The organism is Rhodanobacter sp. Soil772 (assembly GCF_001428385.1).
In the GTDB taxonomy this organism is placed as follows: Bacteria; Pseudomonadota; Gammaproteobacteria; order Xanthomonadales; family Rhodanobacteraceae; genus Rhodanobacter.
This window is the reverse complement of record NZ_LMSK01000001.1, coordinates 963,378-981,840: the sequence shown is the minus strand read 5'-3', so window position 1 is coordinate 981,840 and position 18,463 is coordinate 963,378. Positions and strand designations below refer to the sequence as shown.

Genomic DNA, 18,463 nt, shown 5'->3' with positions numbered 1-18,463 from the left:
CTAGCTCCCCTTCGGTGATATCGCCCGTCGTCCGCTCTGTGGCGGTTGACGCAGGTACGGGCAAGGCAATGGCGGGCCAACATAGCCCAGCATCCGAGGTAGTACAAGTTTCGTTCCAGTCGCGCAAAAAGCTGCCGCGACGAGCTTTCAACCACTCCAGCGGATGTCCATGCAACAGCCCACCATCTTCATGATCCGTGCGCTCCAGCGCTACCGTGACCAATGGCAGGGGGAGTCGGCGGTGGTCGCGCAGTTCGATGCATTCCTACATACGCAGGCGGATGTTTTCTCGCGCAGCAACCGCAGTGCTCACTTCACCGGTTCGTCGTGGCTGGTCAGTGCGGACGGTGCGCGCGTGCTGTTGATGCACCATCGCAAACTGGATCGTTGGCTGCAGCCAGGCGGCCACGCCGACGGTAATCCGGAGCTGGCGCGAGTCGCATTGCGCGAGGCGCAGGAGGAAACCGGCGTGGCCGGGCTGCATGTCGAAGGCGACATTTTCGATATCGATCGCCACCGCATTCCTGTACGAGGGGATGAGCCGGAGCATTGGCACTACGACGTGCGTTACGTGGTGCGTGCGGGTGCCGACGAACGCTTTTCGATGAACCAGGAGTCGCGCGCGCTGGCATGGCGATCGGTGGCCGAAGTGGCTGCCGACGACAGCCTGGATGCCTCGTTACGACGCATGGCGCGCAAGTGGCTGGCGAACGCGTAAGGCGCGCATTGCCCGCGGACATTCGATGCGTCGGCGCAGAAGCGGCGGGCAGTGCGCGTCCTACGCGTATTTCGCCGGCGCCGGGTTGAGGTGGCCGCAGGCGTCGCAGGTGCGCGCCTCGCGCGAGCCGTAGAAGCGCTCGAACACCGGCGGAAAATCATGCTCGATGCTGTCGAGCACGAAGTACTCCTCGTACAACTTGTGGTTGCACTGTTCGCAGAACCACATCAGGCCGTCTTTTTCGCCCGCGACGCGGCGGCGCTCGATCACCAGCCCGATGGAGCCGGCGGCACGGTTTGGCGAATGCGGCACGCGTGGCGGCAGGTAGAAGATTTCGCCGGCGCGCAGCGGGATGTCGCGGGCCACGCCGTCGACCTGCACCTTCAGCGTGATCTCGCCCTCGAGTTGATAGAAAAACTCGGGGCCTTCGTCGTAGTGGTAGTCGGTGCGCGCGTTCGGGCCGCCCACGATCATGATGATGAAGTCGCCGTCGACGATGCACTTGTTGCCCACCGGCGGCTTCAGCAGGTGACGGTGTTCGTCGATCCAGCGCTCGAGGTTGATGGGCGGCAGCAAGGCCATGGCGGTGGTTCCTGGAGAAGTAACGGACACCTTAGCGCCGCCGTGGCCGCAAAAAAAGCCGCGGCGGCTCAGACCTCCAGCGTCGCCAGGTCGCCCTTTTCCTCCAGCCAGGCCTTCCGGTCGCCGGCGCGTTTCTTGGCCAGCAGCATGTCCATCAGCTTGGCGGTGCCATCGTCGTCGCCGACGGTGAGCTGCACCAGGCGGCGGGTGTCGGGGTGGATCGTCGACTCGCGCAGCTGCGGCGGGTTCATCTCGCCCAAGCCCTTGAAGCGGGTGGTGCTGACCGCGCCCTTCATCTTCTCGCGCTCGACCCGCTGCAGCATCGCTTCCTTCTCGCTTTCGTCGAGGCAGTAGAACACCTGCTTGCCCACGTCGACGCGGAACAGCGGCGGCATCGCCACGAACACATGGCCTTCGCTGACCAGTTTAGGGAAGTGCCGCAGGAACAGTGCCGCCAGCAAGGTGGCGATGTGCAGGCCGTCGGAGTCCGCATCGGCGAGGATGATCACCTTGCCGTAGCGCAGGCTGGACAGGTCGTCCTTGCCCGGGTCGCAGCCGATCGCCACGGCCAGGTTGTGCACTTCTTCCGAGGCCAGCACCGAGGTCGATTCGACTTCCCAGGTGTTGAGGATCTTGCCGCGCAGCGGCAGGATCGCCTGGAACTCCTTGTCGCGCGCCTGCTTGGCGCTGCCGCCGGCGGAGTCGCCCTCGACCAGGAACAGTTCGGTGCGGCTGAGGTCGGTGGCGGTGCAGTCGGCCAGCTTGCCGGGCAGCTGCGGGCCCTGGGTGATCTTCTTGCGCACGATCTGCTTGGCGGCCTTCAGGCGCGCGCTGGCCCGCTCGATCGCCAGCTGGGCGATGCGCTCGCCCATCTCCACGTTCTGGTTCAGCCACAGGCTGAAGGCGTCGTGGATGACGTTCTCGACCATGCCGGCGGTCTGCCGCGAGGACAGCCGCTCCTTGGTCTGGCCGGCGAACTGCGGATCCTGCAGCCGGGTCGACAGCACGAACGACAGCCGCTCCCATACGTCTTCCGGCGCCAGCTTCACGCCGCGCGGCAGCAGGTTGCGAATGTCGCAGAACTCGCGGATCGCGGTGGTCAGGCCGGTGCGCAGGCCGTTGACGTGGGTGCCGCCCTGCGCGGTGGGGATCAGGTTGACGTAGCTCTCCTGCACTAGCTCGCCTTCCGGCAGCCAGGCCAGCGCCACTTCCAGACCTTCGACGTCGCGTGCCATGTGGTGCACGAACAGTTCGTTCGGCAGCGCCTCGATGCCGTCGAGTTCGCCGCGCAGGTAGTCGTGCAGGCCGTCCTCGTAGTGCCACTCGATGACTTCGCCGGAAGCCTCGTCGGTGAGCTTCACGTTGAGGCCGGCGCACAGCACCGCCTTGGCGCGCAGCAGATGCTTGAGCTTGCCCAGCGAGATCTTCGGCGAGTCGAAATACTTCGCTTCCGGCCAAAACTGCAGCGTGGTACCGCTGCGCCGTTTCGACACCGTGCCGATGACTTCCAGCTCGCTGACCTTGTCACCGTGCTCGAATGCCATGCGGTATTCGGAACCGTCGCGGCGGATCGTCACCTCGACCCGGTCGGACAGCGCGTTGACCACCGACACGCCGACGCCGTGCAGGCCGCCGGAGAAGTTGTAGTTCTTGCCGCTGAACTTACCGCCCGCATGCAGCCGGGTCATGATCAGCTCGACGCCGGACACGCCTTCTTCCGGGTGGATGTCCACCGGCATGCCGCGGCCGTCGTCGCTCACTTCCACCGAGCCGTCGTCATGCAGCACCACCTCGATCGTCTTCGCGTGGCCGGCCAGCGCCTCGTCCACCGAGTTGTCCACCACCTCCTGCACCAGATGGTTCGGGCGGGTGGTGTCGGTATACATGCCGGGGCGGCGTTTGACCGGATCCAGGCCGGAAAGGACTTCGATATCGGCGGCGTTGTAGCGACTGCTCATGCGTGTGTTTCGATCCAGACAAGACAACGAAGCATGGGGCGCGCGGGCGGCGATGGTCAAGCCGACCGGCTGGATCAGCGGTAGCCCTGCGCCTGCAGCGAGAACAGGTGCGCATAGTGGCCGCCCAGCGCCATCAGCTGTTCGTGGCTGCCGTGTTCCACGATGCGGCCGTCCTGGATCACGATGATCTGGTCGGCCATGCGCACGGTGGAGAAGCGGTGCGAGATCAGGATCGCGATGCGGTTTCCGGCCAGTTCGCGGAAGTGTTCGAAGATGGTCGCCTCGGCGGCGGCGTCCATCGCGGCGGTGGGTTCGTCCAGTACCAGGATGTCCGCGCGCGAGCGCATGAACGCACGCGCCAGCGCGATCTTCTGCCATTGCCCGCCGGACAATTCGCGGCCGTCGCGGAACCACTTGCCGAGCTGGGTCTCGAAGCCGGCCGGCAGGCTGTCGATGAAGTCGCTGGCCATGCCCTTGTCGCTGGCCTCGCGCCAGCGCGCGGCATCCTCGAAGTGGCTGACATCGCCGGCGCCCACGTTCTCGCCCACGCGCATCTGGTAGCGCGCGAAGTCCTGGAAGATCACGCCGATGCGTTGCAGCAGGGTGCTTTCGTCCCAGTCGCGCAAGTCGGTGCCGTCGAGCAGGATGCGGCCGCTGTCCGGCGCATACAGTCGCGTCAGCAGCTTGATCAGGGTGGTCTTGCCCGAACCGTTCTGGCCGACCAGGGCCAGCGATTCGCCGGGTCGGATGTGCAGGTTGATGTCGTGCAGCGTCGGTTCGCTGGCGCCGGGATAGGTGAAACCGACATGCTCGAAGCGGATGCCGTCGTCGGGCTTTGCGCCGCGTTGCGCGACACCCAGCGAAGGCGGCACCGGGGTTTCCAGGTATTCGTAGAGGGTGGACAGGTACAGGTTGTCCTCGTACATGCCGCCGATCGCCGACAGCATCGCCGACACCGCCGACTGGCCCTGGCGGAACAGCATCAGGTACATCGTCATCTGGCCCAGCGTGATGCGCGCGACGACGGTGCTGGCGGCGATCCACGCGTACGCGCCGTACAACGTGAGCGTGCCGAGCAGGCCCAGCCCGAAACCCCAGCTCTCGCGGCGCACGGTGAGGTCGCGGTCGTCGCTGTAGAGCTTGTCGAAGATGTCGCGGTAGCGGCCCAGCAGCAGCGGGCCGAGGCCGAACAGCTTTACTTCCTTGGCGTGGTCCTCGCGCGCCAGCACGGTTTCCAGGTACAGCTGCATGCGCGTTTCCGGCGAGCGCCAGCGGAACAGCCGGAACGCGTCGCCGGAGAACTTCGTCTCGGCGAAGAACGACGGCAGCCCGGCCAGCAGCAGCACCAGCACGGCCCACGGCGAGAACTGGAACAGCAGGCTGCCGTAGCTGAGCAGCGAGATCGCGTTCTGGCCCAGCCCGAACGTGCGTGTCACCAGCGACAGCGGCCGGCTCGACGCCTCGCGGCGGGCGCGGGTGAGCTTGTCGTAGAACTCCGAATCCTCGAAGTGCGCCAGCTGCAGGGTCAGCGCCTTCTCCAGGATCATCACGTTGACGCGCTGCCCCAATTGCGCACGCAGCAGCGACTGGCACATCGACAGCCCGCGCTGCGCACCGGCCAGCGCCGCCACCAGCAGGCCTTCCAGCGCCACCCATTCGAATACCGGCCGCAACGAGGCATGGCCGCTGGCGGTCCATGACCGGCTGGCGTTCACCACCGCGTCGACGATGTGTGCGCCGACGTACGCCACGCCGGCCGGCAACAGGCCGGCGACCAGGGTCAGCAGCGCCAGTGCGACGGTCAGCGGCCGGCTGGTACTCCACACCAGTTCCAGCGCGCGCCCGCTGTAGCGGAACACGCCCAGGAAACTGCGCGTGAGCTCGGTCGATTCGGCGGGTTCGGGGGAATGGTGGGGCGGCACGTGGGAAGTCGTCAGGCCGTGGGCGCCGTTTGCGCGGAACTCCCGAGATGGGGGCCGTGCCGCTTCACGCAAGATGGGAGCCGTGCCGCCTCGCGCAAGTCAGCGCAGCTGAACTTCCACGACCTGCCGGTCCGGCTGGTACAGCGCCGGGAACAGCTGCTTCAGCTGCGCCACCTTCGGCGCGTCGTTGTAGACGATGTACGGGTTGTTCGGGTGCAGGCGGAAATAGTTCTGGTGGTAAGCCTCGGCCGGGTAGAACGCCTTCAGCGGCACCACCTGGGTCACGATCGGCGCCGGGAAGGATCTCGCTGCGGTCAGTTGCGCGATGTAACTGCTGGCGATCCGCTGCTGCTCGGCGTTGTCGTAGAAGATCACCGAGCGGTACTGCGTGCCGCTGTCCGGGCCCTGCCGGTTGAGTTCCGTGGGGTCGAGCGCAACCGAGAAGAACACCTGCAGCAAGGTGCCGTAGCTGACCTGGGTCGGGTCGTAGTGCACCTGCACCGATTCGGCGTGGCCGGTATCGCCCTCGCTGACTTCGTCGTAGTGCGCCGTGTCGGCGTTGCCGCCGGAGTAGCCGGCGATCACCTGGTGCACGCCCTTGACGTGCTCGAACACCGCCTCGATGCCCCAGAAGCAGCCGCCGGCCAGTACCGCGACCTGCTCGCCGTGGGCGGTGGTTTTCGGAGCATCGACCGTCGGCGCCGGGAGCGCGTCGCTGGCGGCGGACACCGGCTGGCACGCGCTCACGCCAAGCATCAACAGAGCGGCCAGCGGTATGACATGGAGTGTGCTGTGACGGATCATGCTGCGCCTCGCTGGAATGCTCATCGGGTGGCCCGATACCTGTTCTTCGCCCGCCGTATGCCATCGGTTACCTGTGCGGCGCCGGCTGGCCCGGTACCATCACTGCCGGTCGGTTTTCGTGGAGTACGGGATGCACGGTTCCATTGATCTGGACGCTTATCTGCGGCGCGTCGGCTGGCAGGGTGCCGTCGCTGCCGACCTGGCGACCTTGCGCGGGCTGGCCATCGCGCATGTGGCTGCGATCCCGTTCGAGAACCTCAACCCGCTGCTCGGCCTGCCGGTCGCGCTCGATCCGGCCGCGCTGGAGCAGAAACTGGTGCACGACGGCCGTGGCGGCTACTGCTTCGAGCAGAACCTGCTGTTCGCCGAGGTGTTGCGGGCGATTGGTTTCAATGCGTCAGGGCTGATCGCGCGCGTGCTGTGGCGGCATCCGGAAGATACTGTCACCGCGCAGACCCACATGCTGCTGCGCGTCGAGCTGGACGGCGAGAGCTGGCTGGCGGACGTCGGCTTCGGCAATCAAGTGCTGACCGGCGCGTTGCGGCTGCAGGCCGACATCGAGCAACCGACCGGCCACGAACCGTTTCGGCTGGTCGTGCGCGACGGCGACTGGCGCATGCAGTCGCTGGTGCACGGACAATGGCTGACGCTGTACCGTTTCGACCTGCGGCCCAGCCAGCTGATCGATTACGTGGTGGCCAACCACTACGTGTCCACGCATCCGGCGTCGCGCTTCCCGAGCAACCTGATCATGGCGCGCACCACCGCCGACCGGCGCATGAGCCTGCTCAACCATGAGTACACCGTGCGCCGGCTCGGCCTGGAGCCCGAGCGACACATCTTGCGCGACAGCGCCGCGATACGGCGCGTGCTGGAAGAAGAATTCCTGTTGCGCCTGCCCGAACACGCGGGCCTGGACCGGCGGCTGGATGAGTTGCCCAAGAGCGAGGAGTGAGTGAAGAGAAGTGAGGAGTGAGAGAAAGCCGGCCTCGGCTTCACGCTCTTCTCTCTTTTCTCACTCCTCGCCACTCACTCCTCGCTCTTCGTTCCTTCCGCCAGCACGCGGATCTCCACGTCGTCGATGCCGACCACCTGGCCCGCATGGATCTTGCAGGTCTTGCGCAGCTCCATGGCGCCGTCGACGTGCACTGCGCCGCTGGCCACGATCGCCTTGCCGGCGCCGCCGCTGTCGCACAGGCCGATCAGCTTCAACAGCATGTTGAGCTCGACGTAGTCGCCTTCCAGTTCAAAATCGATGGTTTGCATGGTTTTCCAGGGTGAAGGAAGCGGCCCGCGTTCAGGCGGACGGATGATGATCGTCGAACGCGCTGTCGGGCAGCGCCAGGAACGCGAACCACGGCATGTCGTGGTCGCTGCCGAAGGTGGCTGCATCATCGAGGATGCCGAGCAGGATGTCGTAGTCCGCTGCGGCGGACTGGCGCAATTCGTTGGTGTGCCCGAACAGCAGCACGTAGCCCCAGGCGGGCATCCAGCCGAGGTCGCGCAGGCAGTCGGCCAGCGCGTCCCAGTTGTGGCCGAACGTGGCCGGCAACTGCAGCGACACGGSGAGCCGACGCAGCAGTTCATCCTTGTCGTGACAGCCGGCGAGGTCGGTGCGGCAGACGCGCAATTCGTCGCGGGCGGCGGCGCGCGCGAGCCGGTCGAGATCGTTGACGCCAACGAAGTACACCCCGCTCTGGGTGGGCTTGGTCAAGTCCAGATCGAAACCGTGTTGACTCATCGGTCCACCTCGAAACGGCGGAAGCTGCGGTAATGATCGTCGGTGTAGTACCAGGCCACCGGCGGCGTGCCGCCAGTGATGATGCGCCGCGCGCCGCGGTTGCGCGCGCCGGGCGTTTCCACCGTGTACTCGTGGTAGTAGCCGCGCGGCTGTTGCGGCAGCAGGCCCTCGTAGTTGCCGAACACGCCGCCGTCCTGGTTGTGCTCGAACGGGCCGCCGCGGGCGATCCGATCCAGCGTGGCGTGCGCCTCCGCCGGCAGGAACTCCGGCAGGGTGCTGGCCGGTGCGGTGACGGTTGTAGCGGTGCGCTCCGGTGCCAGGGCGGAGGATGACGGCGGCGCGCGGTGGTTCCAGAACAAGGCTGCGCCGACCAGCAGCACGAGCCATGGCAGTGGTTTCAATCGACCCATGAGTAAATCGTACCTGCTGCCCCGACGGGCGGATGGCGAAAGTGTAGAGCCTATCCTGGTGACTCCGTGCCGGAAGCGCGCGGCGAGGCGAGCTGTTGCCCGATCCCGATGTCGCCTAACATGCTTCGCGGCAAACGATGTTCTCTCTTTCGAATCCAGGAATTCATCATGATTGGCTATGTCACCCTCGGTAGCAACGATCTGCCGCGTGCGGCGCTGTTCTACGACGCCCTGCTGGGCGAGCTCGGCGCGAAGCGGCTGATGGAAACGGACCGCTTCATTTTCTGGGGCGTGTCGTTGCAGCAACCGAGCGTGGTGCTGATCAAGCCGTTCGACGGCAAACCGGCCAGTGTCGGCAACGGCGCCATGGTGGCGCTGGCGATGGACAGCCGCGACAAGGTCGATCGCCTGTACGCGAAGGCAATGGCACTGGGCGCCAGCGACGAGGGCGCACCGGGCGACCGCGGCGGCAGCTTCTACGCGGGTTATTTCCGCGACCCGGAAGGCCACAAGCTCAATGCGTTCTTCATCGGCTGACCCGGCATCGGCGGGGCCGCCGTGGCGGCCATCGCGCAGGGAGGGGTTTCACATTCGCAGGAAATTACGCACACTCGGGGATTGAATGCCGGTATCGCAGCCTGCTGCGTGCCGGTTTCATGACCTTCAGGAGTGTGGATGAGTACCGCCACCGACACCGCGCCCCACGGCGGGCGCCTGCCGCGGCAGATTGCCTACATCATCGGCAACGAAGGCTGCGAGCGTTTCTCGTTCTACGGGATGCGCAACATCCTCACCCCGTTCCTGATCACCACCTTGCTGCTGTACATGCCGGAAGGCCAGCGCACGCTGGCGGCGAAGGATGTATTCCATACCTTCGTGATCGGTGTGTACTTCTTCCCGTTGCTGGGCGGCTGGCTGGCCGACCGCTTCTTCGGCAAGTACAACACCGTACTGTGGATGAGCCTGGTGTATTGCCTGGGTCACGCCTGCCTGGCGTTCTTCGAGCACAACCGCCTCGGCTTCTTCACCGGCCTGGGCCTGATCGCGCTGGGTGCGGGCGGCATCAAGCCGCTGGTGGCGTCGTTCATGGGCGACCAGTTCGACCGGTCGAACAAGCACCTGGCGAAAATGGTGTTCGACGCGTTCTACTGGATCATCAACTTCGGCTCGTTCTTCGCCTCGCTGCTGATGCCGCTGTTCCTGCACCACTTCGGCGCGGCGGTGGCGTTCGGCATTCCCGGCGGCCTGATGTTCATCGCCACCGTGGTGTTCTGGCTGGGCCGCCGGCAGTACGTGATGCTGCCGCCGACGCCGCCGGACCCCAACGCGTTCTCGCGGGTGCTGCGCACCGCGTTGCTGACCCATCGGCCCGGACAGGCGCGGCCCGGCTTGTGGATCGCGGTCGCCGGCGTGCTGGTGGCGCTGGGCGGCTTCAGTCTGATCGGCTCGCTCGGCTTCGTGATCGTGGCCTGCCTCGCGCTGGTGGCGCTGATCGGCGGCGTCGGCGGCGGCGCCTGGCTGCAGATGGAGCGTGCCCGCGGCCTGCATCCGGACGCGGCGGTGGACGGCGCGCGCAACGTGCTGCGCGTGCTGGTGATCTTCGCGCTGACCACGCCGTTCTTCTCGCTGTTCGACCAGAAGGCCTCGACCTGGGTGGTGCAGGGCCACGAGATGACCATGCCGTCGTGGTTCCATTCCGCGCAGATGCAGGCGCTGAACCCGATGCTGGTGATGCTGCTGATTCCGTTCAACAACCTGGTGCTGTATCCGTTGCTGCGCCGCCTCGGCTACGAGCCCACCGCGCTGCGCCGGATGACCGCCGGCATCGCGTTCAGCGGCCTGGCGTGGATCGTCGTGGGCGGGCTGCAGGTGGTGATCGACGGCGGCGATCCGCTGTCGATCGTGTGGCAGGTGCTGCCGTATGCGCTGCTGACCTTCGGCGAGGTGCTGGTCTCGGCGACCGGGCTGGAGTTCGCCTACAGCCAGGCGCCGGCGTCGATGAAAGGCGTGGTGATGAGCTTCTGGAACCTCACCACGACCATCGGCAACCTGTGGGTGCTGCTGGCCAACGCGGCGGTACGCAACGGCACAGTGACCGGTTCGATCGCCCACACTGGACTCAGCGTCACCGCGTTCCAGATGTTCTTCTTCGCCGCGTTCGCGTTGCTCGCCGCGCTGGCGTTCGGACTGTATGCGCGGCGCTATCGCGAAGTGGACAACTACCGCTCCGGCTGATCAGGCCAACGCATCCACGCGCGACTGCAGCGCCATCGCCGCGGCCGGGTTGCGGTGCTTGGCGGCGCTGATGAAGAACACGAACACGTCGCGTGGCGGCCCTGGCGGCTGCAGCGCGGCGGCGTGCGGCAGGTCGGCGATGTCGTTGCCCGCGGCCCAGGTGCGCGCATGGCTGGCCCAGCGATCCAGCTCGGTCGGCGCATAACCGGTGGGGATCTCGTCGGCGCTGCGCATCAATCGTGCGTAGCCGAAATCGCCGGTGAGGTCGGCCAGCGAGGGGTAGTCGGGCGAGTCGGTGAATACGGTCGGCACGCGTTGCGTGCGTGCGAGTTCCACGTAGCGTGTGCTCAGGAAACTGGGATGGCGCACTTCCAGCACGTGGCGCAGCGGTTGGCCGTTCAGTTCGCGCGGCAGCGCATCGAGAAAGGCGGCGAGGTCGCCGGCGTCGAACGGCCGCGATGGCGGCAACTGCCATAGGATCGGCCCCAGCCGGTCGCCCATCTCCGCCAGGCCACCGTGCACGAAGCCGCTGACGCCCTTGCCGGTATCGGCCAGCCGCTTGCCCTCGGTGATGTAGCGCGGCGCCTTCAATGAAAAGATGAAGCTGGCCGGCGTCTCTGCCGCCCACTTCGCGTAGGTGGCCGGTTTCTGCGCGCCGTAGAACGTGCCGTTGATCTCGATCGCGCGCAGCTGGTGGCTGGCGTATTCCAGCTCGCGCCGCTGCACCAGTTTGGCCGGGTAGAAGTTGTCGCGCCACGGCGCGTAGTTCCAGCCGCCGATGCCGACGCGGATGCGCGGGCCGGCGGGACTGGCCGGCGCGAACAGGTCGTTCATGGCTGCGCTCCCGCGGCCGGCTTGCCCAGGTGTTCGGCGGCGCCGATGCACAGCACCAGCCACGCCGCGCCGGCGGCGTAGCCGGCCATCACGTCGCTGAAATAATGCACCTGCAGCAGGATGCGGCTGATCCCGACCACGCCGACCAACAGCACCGCAGCGGCGATCACCGCGCGGTGGAATCGTGGCGGCAGCAGGCGCAGCAGCACGTAGGCGAGCATGCCGTAGAACACGATGGCGCCGAATGCATGGCCGCTGGGGAAACTCCAGCCGGGTTCGACGACGAAGCCGTGGTCGTGCAGCGGCCGCACCCGCTGGAACAGCGCCTTGAGGCCGCCGTTGATCGGCATGATGCCGAGCAGGGCCACCACCCAGATGCCCGCCAGCTGCCCGTGCCGGCGCAGCAGCAGGAGCAGCGCGACCACAGCCGCCGCCGGCGCCACCCACAGCAGGTCGCCGAGATGGGTGACCACGGCAATGCCACGCAGTATCGGCAGCGGCAGCTGCGCGCGCAGGTTCTCGGCCAGGCCGGCGTCGAAGCGCACCAGCTCGCCGGCCTGTTGCCCGGCGATGGCGGAGGCGATGGCGAGGAACAGCAGCGCCAGCGCCGCCAGCAGGATCAGCCCGACCTGCCAGCGCAGCGCGGTCGACGCACGGCCGCGGGCGAGCGCATGGCGCTGCCAGCGCGCGTTGTGTTGCCAGGCGAGGTCGCCGGCCAGTACGGCCAGCAACAGCAGCAGCGCCCACAGCCGCAGGGCATGGGCGGCGATCCATTCCAGCATGGGGTCCATCGCGTTCCTCGGTTCGACGTGGCCGCGCTGCGCGGCACGATGGCGCCATGATCGGCGTTGCCGTGTGTCGCGTCGAGCCGGCTATGACTTCCAGCGCTGGCCTTGCCTCCGGTTTGCCGCGATAGTGGCGCGATTGTCATCCGCGGAGCCTTCGATGTCCCAGCGACCCCTCTCCCTGCGCCTGGCGCTCTGCTGCGCGCTGCTCGTTTCCACCACCGCCACGTGGGCACAGGCTCCGGCCGCGCAGTCGCCGCCGCCGGTTTCGACCGGCGACCTCGTGCGGCCGATGCTGCCCGAGCAGCTGCAGGATTTCGGCGCCTACGTCGACAGTGCGCGCAAGACCTTTGACGTGCCGGGCATCGCCGTGGCGATCGTCAAGGACGGCAAGGTGGTGATGGAGCAGGGCTTCGGCCTGCGCGAAATCGGCAAGCCGAACCCGGTCGACGCGCGCACGCTGTTCGCGATTGCCTCCAACACCAAGGCGTTCACCGCCGCCGCGCTGCAGCAGCTGGCGGGCGCCGGCAAGCTGAAGATGGACGACCGCGTGATCGACCACCTGCCGTGGTTCCGCATGTCCGATCCGTATGTGACCCACGAGATGCGCATCCGCGACCTGCTGGCGCACCGCAGCGGCCTGAGCCTCGGCGCGGGCGATCTGCTGTACTGGCCGCCGACCTCGTACAGCACCAAGGAAGTAGTGCAGCGGCTGGCCCACGTGCCGATCAAGAACGGCTTCCGCAGCGGCTACGCCTACGACAACATCCTGTTCGCGGTGGCTACTCTGGTGATCGAGCAGGCGTCCGGTCAGAGCTATGCCGACTACGTGCGCGAGCACCTGTTCAAGCCGGTCGGCATGGACGAGTCGCTGGTCGACATGACCTACCTGAAGTCGGGCATGGACGTGGCCACCGGCCACGCCAAGGCCGACTTCAAGGATCTCAAGCCGGTGCCGCCGATGGCCTGGCTCAACGACCCTGGCGCCGGCGGCATCTATTCCAGCGTGCACGACCTGGCGAAGTGGATGAACGTGCAGCTGGCCGGCGGCGTCTTGCCCGCGATGGGCGCCGACGGCAAGCCGGCGCGGCTGTTCTCCGAGGACAGCCAGCGCGAGATGTGGAGCGTGCTGACCCCGATCAAGGTCGGCAAGCCGCCGATTCCCGAACTGGCGCCGCTGGTGCCGAATTTTTCCGGCTACGGCGAAAGCTGGTTCCTGTCCGACTACCTCGGCAAGAAGCTGGTCTGGCATACCGGCGGCTGGCCCGGCATGGTCTCGCGGGTGACCCTGGTGCCGGAGCTGAAGCTCGGCGTGGTGGTGCTGACCAACGCCGAATCCGGCGCTGCGTTCAACGCGGTGACCTACCGCGTGCTCGACGCGTACCTGAATCCCGACCACAAGACCGACTGGGTCGGCGCGTACGACAAGGCGGTGAAGAAATCCGAGGCCAAGGCCGACGACAGCCTGGCCAAGCACGCGGCGGCGCGCGACAAGCGCAGCAAGCCCTCGCTGGCGCTGGCGAAGTATGCCGGCACCTACCGCGACCCATGGTACGGCGACGTCATCGTCAGCCATGAGAACGGTAAGTTGCGCCTGCGTTTCTCGAAGACTGCGCAGCTGGTCGGCACGATGACGCCGTGGCAGCACGACACCTTCACCGTGCGCTGGGACGACCGCACGCTCAACGCCGATGCGTTCGTCACCTTCAGCCTGGACGTGGACGGCCATGTCAGCGAAGTGCGCATGCAGCCGATCTCGCCGCTGACCGACTTCAGCTTCGACTTCCAGGACCTGCGCATGGTGCCGGTGGCGGACAAGCCGGATACCGACAAGCCTTGAACAGGCGCCGGGGTCGATCGCGGCCCCGGCCTTTCCACCGCCGTGATGTTGGGGAATCGACATGCGTGACATGCATCGTGCAGTAGCGATCGTGCTGGGCTGCGGCCTGTTCGCCGGCGTGGCATTGGCGCGCACCGACGCGCCGGCGGCGCACAGCCAGTTCCATGTCCAACTGGGCAGTACGCTGACCCAGCCGGCGTCGGGCCGGCTGCTGCTGTTCGCCACCGATGCCAAGGCGGCCATCGCCGCGGCGAAGGACGGCAAGGTCGACGAGGTGGATGCCAATCCATTCGGCGCCACGCAGGCCTCCGTGGCCGCACGCGAAGTGAGCCGGTTGGCACCAGGGCAGGGCGTGGACATCGACGCCGATGCGCTGGCGTACCCGGCCGGCTGGTCGCAGCTGCCGCCCGGCGATTACTTCGTGCAGGCCGTGCTCGACGTCGATCACAACTACAACTACACCGGACGCGATGCCGGCGACCTCGTCAGCGAGGTGGTGCGGATGCATCTTCCCGCCAGCACCACGCCGACCCTGCCGTTGACCCGGGCGGTACCGGCGCATGAGCCGTGGACGCTGGCGCCGTCGGCGCCGGAGGCGGTGCGCGCGGCGTTGCCGGAAGCGCGTCGTCATACCGAGTCGATCGACTTCATCAGCCCCGCGCTGAGCGCGTTCTGGGGCCGGTCGATCCCCATGCGCGGCTGGGTGCTGCTGCCGCCCGGCTATGACGCGAAGAAGCCGGAACGCTACCCGGTGGTCTACAGCACGCACGGTTTCGGCGGCAACGTCGACCGCTTCACCGGCAGCATCGTCAATACCTGGGCGGGCATGGCCAGCGGGCGGATGCCGCCGATGATCTGGGTGTTCCTGGACGAGTCCAGCGCCACCGGCACGCACGAATTCGCCGACTCGGTGAACAATGGCCCGTGGGGCCAGGCGCTGACCGCCGAGCTGATCCCGCAACTGGAATCGCGTTACCGCATGGACGGCCAGCCGAGCGGCCGCTTCCTCACCGGCCATTCCTCCGGCGGCTGGGCCACGCTGTGGCTGCAGACGCGCTATCCGCAGGTCTTCGGCGGCACCTGGTCGACCTCGCCCGACTCCAGCGACTTCCACGATTTCACCGGCGTGGATCTGTACGCGCCGAACGCGAACGTGTATCGCCGGGCAGACGGTTCCGCCTACCCGCTGGTGCGCGACAAGGGCAAGGTGCTGGCCAGCTTCGAGGCGTTCGCGAAGCTCGAGCGCGTGCTGGGCGAGTACGGCGGCCAGATGGCCTCGTTCGACTGGGTGTTCTCGCCGCGCGGTGCGGCCGGCCGGCCGATGCCGATGTTCGATCGCGACACCGGCGCGGTCGACCCGGCGGTGGTCGCCTATTGGCGCGAGCACTACGACATCGCCCACCTCGTGCAGGCGAACTGGCCGCGGCTGAAGGCCGACCTGGACGGCAAGATCCACGTGGTCGTGGGCACCGCCGACACGTTCTATCTCGACGGCGCCTCGCACAAGCTCAAGGCCGTGCTGGACGGCCTGGGTGCGAAGTCGGACTTCCGCTTCCTGCCGGGCAAGACCCACTTCGACCTGTACGCGCAGGGCGACGACCGCACGGCCCTGCTCAAGCAGATCAGCTGGGAAATGTACGCGGTCGCGCGGCCGGATTCGAAGTTGAAGCGGGTCGCTACGGCGCTGTAACGGGCGTCGTCACTCCGGCTGCCATGGGTCGTAGCTGCCGAAGTACCACAGGTGGCCTTCCGGGTCGTGGCAGCTGTAGCCGGCGCCGCCGTAGTCCTTCTCGGCGTAGTCGTCGACGATCACCGCGCCGGCGGCTTTCGCCTGCTGGTAATGCGACTTGCAATTGCTGACGATCACGCAGGCGCATTGCGTTTCGCGGCCGCCGATCTCGTCGGGCTGGGCGATATGCCGGCCGAACTCGTTGTCGCGCACTTCGCCGAGCATGACCATGCCGCTGCCGAAGATGAGCTGGGCGTGTTCCACGCCGCCGTCCTCGTTCTCGTAGACCGCCTGCTTCTCGAAGCCGAACGCCTTGCACAGCCACTCGATCGCGGCGTGTGCGTCGCGGTAGCGCAGGCAGGGAATGATGGTGCTGCCGTGGGGATGGGATGCCGACATGACGGGACTCCATTGGCGGGAACCGCACACAGGCTAGCGCGCCCATCGCTTCCTGTCCTGGCCGGGAGCGACCGCCGCGACAGGCGTCGACTCAGCCGGTGCTGTCGTCGCTTTCGACCGGCGGCGGCAAGGTGCGCACCAGCATGCTTTGCGGGCTGGTCATCGGCAGCCGCTCGCTGCGCAGGCGTTCGAGGATCTCGAACAGCAGATCGCTCTTCACGCTGCTGACTTCACGCGGGCTGCCGACGTAGGCGACGCAGTTGAACGTCATCACGCCGGCGGCGACGTTTTCCAGCTGCACGTACGGCGCCGGCGTGGCCAGCGTGCCCTGGTGCGCGCGCAGAATTCCCAGCACCAGCTCGCGCACCTTGCCCGCGTCGGTATCCAGCGGCATCGGCAGCTTGATCTGCACGCGGCCTTGCGCGTTGGCCAGGGTCACGTTGCGCACGTTCTGGGTGATCAGCTGCGAATTCGGCACGATCACGGTGGAGCGGTCGCCCATCTGGATCTCGGTGGCGCGCACGTTGATGCGGCGGATGTCGCCCTCGACGTCGCTCGACAGGCTGACCCAGTCGCCCACCTTCACCGGCCGCTCGACCAGCAGGATCAACCCGGAGATGAAGTTCTGCACGATTGCCTGCAGGCCGAAGCCGATGCCTACCGACAGCGCGCTGACGATCCAGGCGATGCTCTTCAGGTCCACCTGCAGCGCGGCCAGCGTCAGCACGAACACCAGCATGCCGCCGAGGTAGCCGAGCAGAGTGGCGATGGAGTCCTGCATGCCCGGTTCCATCGTGGACTTCGGCAGCAGTTGCTCGCGTAGCCAGCGCTTGAGCATGCGCAGCACGAACAGCCCCGCCACCAGCACCAGCGCGGCGCTGAAGATGCTGCCCGGGTTGATCGCCAGGTCGCCGAGCCTGAAACTGCCGAGGGTCTGTTCGGCGCTCGCCAGCAGGTCCTTCGGGCCGGCGCCGAACGGGGTCAGCACGGTCGCCAGCGCCAGCAGCGCCAACCCCACGCGACAGATACCGGCGAGCAGAATGGCGGTCTGTTCCAGCGTGTGCGGCGCCAGCTGGAAGGTGGTCTGCAACCGCTGGCCGCTGCGCCCGCGCGGCGACAGCAAGGTGTCGATCAGGTCGGTGATCAGGTGGATCAGCAGATACACCGTGGCCACGATCACGCCGACCCACAGCATCTGCACGGCGACGAAGAACGCCAGCGCGATGAAACCGGTGGCCACGCCCAGCCAGCTGACTGCCACGCCGAGCGTGGCGGCCGCGCTGAGCAGGCCGATCCATACCGGTCGGTGCTCCGGCTCGGCGCCGCTGGCGGCCAGTTCCCGACGGGTGCGGTGCAGGCGCAGCAGGGCCAGGCCGATCAGGCCGCTGATGGCCAGCGCGAACAGGCCGCGCGTGGCCACCGTCGCCGGCAGGCTGATGCCGATCGCGCGGCTGGTGCGGTCGAGCAGGCCGAACAGCAGCGCCGCCGCGGCCAGCAGCCAGGGGAACAGGCGCAGCCGCTGCGCCGCCAGGTCCGCCAGCGCCGGCAGACGCCAGGACGGCCGCCGTACCGACAGCAGCGCGCGGCCAAGCCCCGTCACGTACGCGGCAAAGCACACCAGTCCGACGACGCTGGTGGCCAGCGCCGCGAGGTCATCGTCCAGGATGTCGTTCCAGTTCAGTCCCAGGTAGGCCAGTTGCGCGGCCAGCCCGGTGGTGAGGACCGCGGTCAGCGCCACCGCGACGGCCATCGCGCTGCGCCGCAAGTGGCCGTCCGGTACATGGCGTGCGGCCAGCAGCAGCAACAGCCGTTCCAGCACCCAGCGGCCGCCGCCCAGCAGCAGCGCGGCAGCGATCAGGCACCACGCTAGCGGCTGCCGGTTCGGCGGTTGCCATGCCTGCTCCACGGTGCCGGCGAAGCGTGCGCCGAGGCGCCTGAGCCGCACCATGTCATCCGGAAACGCCCGCACCGGATCGGCCCAGAACGTGCGGCTGAACGGCGTGGCCGTGCGCGACGCAAGCTTTGCCTGGAACTCGTCGTTGCGCAGGCCGGTGATCTGCGCCGCCAGTTGCGCCGCGTTCTGGCCGAGCAGTTGCGCCTGTTTGATCTGCGCGTCCAGGTCGGCCTGTGCCTTGTCCAGCTTGCGGCGCTGCGCGGCGACCTCCGGTGCTTCCGCCGGTGCGCCCTTCGCCGGCGCCGGACCCAGCACGGCAAGTTGCGCCTGCAAGGCGGTCATCTGCGGCGCGAGGTTGGTGGCCAGTTGGCGCGACTGGTCCTGCACGCCGAGCGCGGTGGTGCGCAGGTCGGCCAGCGGCACTTCGGATTTCTTGTCCTTCAGCGCGGCCTTGACGGTGTCGAGCTGGCTGCCCAGCTGGTCGAGTGTTTGCGCGGGCGTCGCCGCCGGCACGGCAGTCGATGACGGGTCGCTGCTCTGGGCAAGCGACGCGGTGCTGCCGAGAGTCAGCAGCAGGAGCAGGAGGCAACGGAGCAGGGTAGGCATCCGCCC

At 67.4% G+C, this 18,463-nt stretch carries 17 protein-coding genes; 6 read left to right on the top strand and 11 right to left on the bottom strand.

What is annotated here, in order from left to right; genetic code table 11:
• Window positions 1–169: 169 nt before the first annotated feature.
• Window positions 170–718 (top strand): NUDIX hydrolase, encoded by a 549-nt coding sequence (locus tag ASG75_RS04645; protein WP_056386141.1) that lies wholly within the window; start codon window positions 170–172, stop codon window positions 716–718.
• A gap of 60 nt (window positions 719–778) precedes the next feature.
• On the opposite strand, the gene ASG75_RS04640 is transcribed toward ASG75_RS04645, so the two are convergent.
• The 4 genes from ASG75_RS04640 to msrA all read right to left on the bottom strand — a co-directional run bounded on the left by ASG75_RS04640 (window position 779) and on the right by msrA (window position 5,984).
• The gene (locus ASG75_RS04640; protein WP_056386140.1) at window positions 779–1,300 is read right to left on the bottom strand and encodes a 3-hydroxyanthranilate 3,4-dioxygenase; all 522 of its coding nucleotides are present in this window, start codon (window positions 1,298–1,300) and stop codon (window positions 779–781) included.
• A 68-nt stretch (window positions 1,301–1,368) separates the two neighbouring features.
• On the bottom strand, window positions 1,369–3,258 hold the full coding sequence (parE, locus tag ASG75_RS04635) for a DNA topoisomerase IV subunit B (protein WP_056386138.1): 1,890 nt from the start codon (window positions 3,256–3,258) through the stop codon (window positions 1,369–1,371).
• Between the two features lie 74 nt (window positions 3,259–3,332).
• Complete coding sequence (locus ASG75_RS04630; protein WP_235580144.1) at window positions 3,333–5,180, bottom strand: ABC transporter ATP-binding protein; 1,848 nt, start codon at window positions 5,178–5,180, stop codon at window positions 3,333–3,335.
• A gap of 99 nt (window positions 5,181–5,279) precedes the next feature.
• The gene (gene msrA / locus ASG75_RS04625) at window positions 5,280–5,984 is read right to left on the bottom strand and encodes a peptide-methionine (S)-S-oxide reductase MsrA (RefSeq protein WP_056386137.1); all 705 of its coding nucleotides are present in this window, start codon (window positions 5,982–5,984) and stop codon (window positions 5,280–5,282) included.
• A gap of 130 nt (window positions 5,985–6,114) precedes the next feature.
• On the opposite strand from msrA, the gene ASG75_RS04620 reads away from it, so the two are divergent.
• A complete protein-coding gene (locus ASG75_RS04620) occupies window positions 6,115–6,939 on the top strand; it encodes an arylamine N-acetyltransferase (RefSeq protein ID WP_056386135.1) in 825 nt (274 codons plus the stop codon).
• 74 nt (window positions 6,940–7,013) lie between these two features.
• On the opposite strand, the gene ASG75_RS04615 is transcribed toward ASG75_RS04620, so the two are convergent.
• From ASG75_RS04615 to ASG75_RS04605, 3 genes are read right to left on the bottom strand one after another with little or no spacing between them, the layout of a single operon-like run.
• The gene (locus ASG75_RS04615; protein WP_056386133.1) at window positions 7,014–7,250 is read right to left on the bottom strand and encodes an RNA-binding S4 domain-containing protein; all 237 of its coding nucleotides are present in this window, start codon (window positions 7,248–7,250) and stop codon (window positions 7,014–7,016) included.
• Between the two features lie 31 nt (window positions 7,251–7,281).
• Window positions 7,282–7,725 carry a barstar family protein gene (locus ASG75_RS04610; protein ID WP_056386132.1) on the bottom strand — a complete coding sequence of 148 codons (444 nt, stop codon included), beginning with the start codon at window positions 7,723–7,725 and terminating at the stop codon, window positions 7,282–7,284.
• Entirely contained in the window at window positions 7,722–8,135 is a 414-nt protein-coding gene (locus ASG75_RS04605) for a ribonuclease domain-containing protein (protein WP_056386129.1), read from the bottom strand. The genes ASG75_RS04610 and ASG75_RS04605 overlap by 4 nt, the downstream gene beginning before the upstream one ends.
• 168 nt (window positions 8,136–8,303) lie before the next feature.
• On the opposite strand from ASG75_RS04605, the gene ASG75_RS04600 reads away from it, so the two are divergent.
• The gene (locus ASG75_RS04600; RefSeq protein ID WP_056386128.1) at window positions 8,304–8,672 is read left to right on the top strand and encodes a VOC family protein; all 369 of its coding nucleotides are present in this window, start codon (window positions 8,304–8,306) and stop codon (window positions 8,670–8,672) included.
• 138 nt (window positions 8,673–8,810) lie between these two features.
• The gene (locus ASG75_RS04595; RefSeq protein ID WP_056386126.1) at window positions 8,811–10,370 is read left to right on the top strand and encodes an oligopeptide:H+ symporter; all 1,560 of its coding nucleotides are present in this window, start codon (window positions 8,811–8,813) and stop codon (window positions 10,368–10,370) included.
• On the opposite strand, the gene ASG75_RS04590 is transcribed toward ASG75_RS04595, so the two are convergent.
• Together ASG75_RS04590 and ASG75_RS04585 are read right to left on the bottom strand one after the other, a co-directional pair.
• Window positions 10,371–11,204 carry a DUF72 domain-containing protein gene (locus tag ASG75_RS04590; protein ID WP_056386124.1) on the bottom strand — a complete coding sequence of 278 codons (834 nt, stop codon included), beginning with the start codon at window positions 11,202–11,204 and terminating at the stop codon, window positions 10,371–10,373. It lies immediately after the preceding gene.
• Window positions 11,201–11,995, bottom strand: coding sequence for a phosphatase PAP2 family protein (locus tag ASG75_RS04585; RefSeq protein WP_056386122.1), 795 nt, complete (start codon window positions 11,993–11,995; stop codon window positions 11,201–11,203). Before ASG75_RS04585 ends, ASG75_RS04590 begins: the two co-directional genes overlap by 4 nt.
• A 154-nt stretch (window positions 11,996–12,149) precedes the next feature.
• Here ASG75_RS04585 and ASG75_RS04580 point away from each other — a divergent pair, with 154 nt between their 5' ends.
• Together ASG75_RS04580 and ASG75_RS04575 are read left to right on the top strand one after the other, a co-directional pair.
• On the top strand, window positions 12,150–13,829 hold the full coding sequence (locus tag ASG75_RS04580; protein WP_056386120.1) for a serine hydrolase: 1,680 nt from the start codon (window positions 12,150–12,152) through the stop codon (window positions 13,827–13,829).
• 61 nt (window positions 13,830–13,890) lie between these two features.
• Window positions 13,891–15,519 (top strand): alpha/beta hydrolase-fold protein, encoded by a 1,629-nt coding sequence (locus ASG75_RS04575; protein ID WP_056386117.1) that lies wholly within the window; start codon window positions 13,891–13,893, stop codon window positions 15,517–15,519.
• A gap of 9 nt (window positions 15,520–15,528) precedes the next feature.
• Here ASG75_RS04575 and ASG75_RS04570 read toward each other — a convergent pair whose 3' ends face one another.
• Window positions 15,529–15,957, bottom strand: a complete 429-nt coding sequence (locus ASG75_RS04570; RefSeq protein ID WP_056386115.1) for a VOC family protein — start codon at window positions 15,955–15,957, stop codon at window positions 15,529–15,531.
• A 91-nt stretch (window positions 15,958–16,048) separates the two neighbouring features.
• Complete coding sequence (locus ASG75_RS04565) at window positions 16,049–18,457, bottom strand: DUF3772 domain-containing protein (protein ID WP_056386114.1); 2,409 nt, start codon at window positions 18,455–18,457, stop codon at window positions 16,049–16,051.
• Window positions 18,458–18,463 lie beyond the last annotated feature (6 nt).

Coding starts and splice junctions, on each gene's coding strand:
- ASG75_RS04590 (WP_056386124.1), bottom strand. CDS start 11,204: ATGAACGACCTGTTCGCGCCGGCCAGTCCCGCCGGCCCGCGCATCCGC.
- ASG75_RS04645 (WP_056386141.1), top strand. CDS start 170: ATGCAACAGCCCACCATCTTCATGATCCGTGCGCTCCAGCGCTACCGT.
- ASG75_RS04600 (WP_056386128.1), top strand. CDS start 8,304: ATGATTGGCTATGTCACCCTCGGTAGCAACGATCTGCCGCGTGCGGCG.
- ASG75_RS04580 (WP_056386120.1), top strand. CDS start 12,150: ATGTCCCAGCGACCCCTCTCCCTGCGCCTGGCGCTCTGCTGCGCGCTG.
- ASG75_RS04570 (WP_056386115.1), bottom strand. CDS start 15,957: ATGTCGGCATCCCATCCCCACGGCAGCACCATCATTCCCTGCCTGCGC.
- ASG75_RS04640 (WP_056386140.1), bottom strand. CDS start 1,300: ATGGCCTTGCTGCCGCCCATCAACCTCGAGCGCTGGATCGACGAACAC.
- msrA (WP_056386137.1), bottom strand. CDS start 5,984: ATGATCCGTCACAGCACACTCCATGTCATACCGCTGGCCGCTCTGTTG.
- ASG75_RS04595 (WP_056386126.1), top strand. CDS start 8,811: ATGAGTACCGCCACCGACACCGCGCCCCACGGCGGGCGCCTGCCGCGG.
- ASG75_RS04585 (WP_056386122.1), bottom strand. CDS start 11,995: ATGGACCCCATGCTGGAATGGATCGCCGCCCATGCCCTGCGGCTGTGG.
- parE (WP_056386138.1), bottom strand. CDS start 3,258: ATGAGCAGTCGCTACAACGCCGCCGATATCGAAGTCCTTTCCGGCCTG.
- ASG75_RS04605 (WP_056386129.1), bottom strand. CDS start 8,135: ATGGGTCGATTGAAACCACTGCCATGGCTCGTGCTGCTGGTCGGCGCA.
- ASG75_RS04575 (WP_056386117.1), top strand. CDS start 13,891: ATGCGTGACATGCATCGTGCAGTAGCGATCGTGCTGGGCTGCGGCCTG.
- ASG75_RS04620 (WP_056386135.1), top strand. CDS start 6,115: ATGCACGGTTCCATTGATCTGGACGCTTATCTGCGGCGCGTCGGCTGG.
- ASG75_RS04615 (WP_056386133.1), bottom strand. CDS start 7,250: ATGCAAACCATCGATTTTGAACTGGAAGGCGACTACGTCGAGCTCAAC.
- ASG75_RS04565 (WP_056386114.1), bottom strand. CDS start 18,457: ATGCCTACCCTGCTCCGTTGCCTCCTGCTCCTGCTGCTGACTCTCGGC.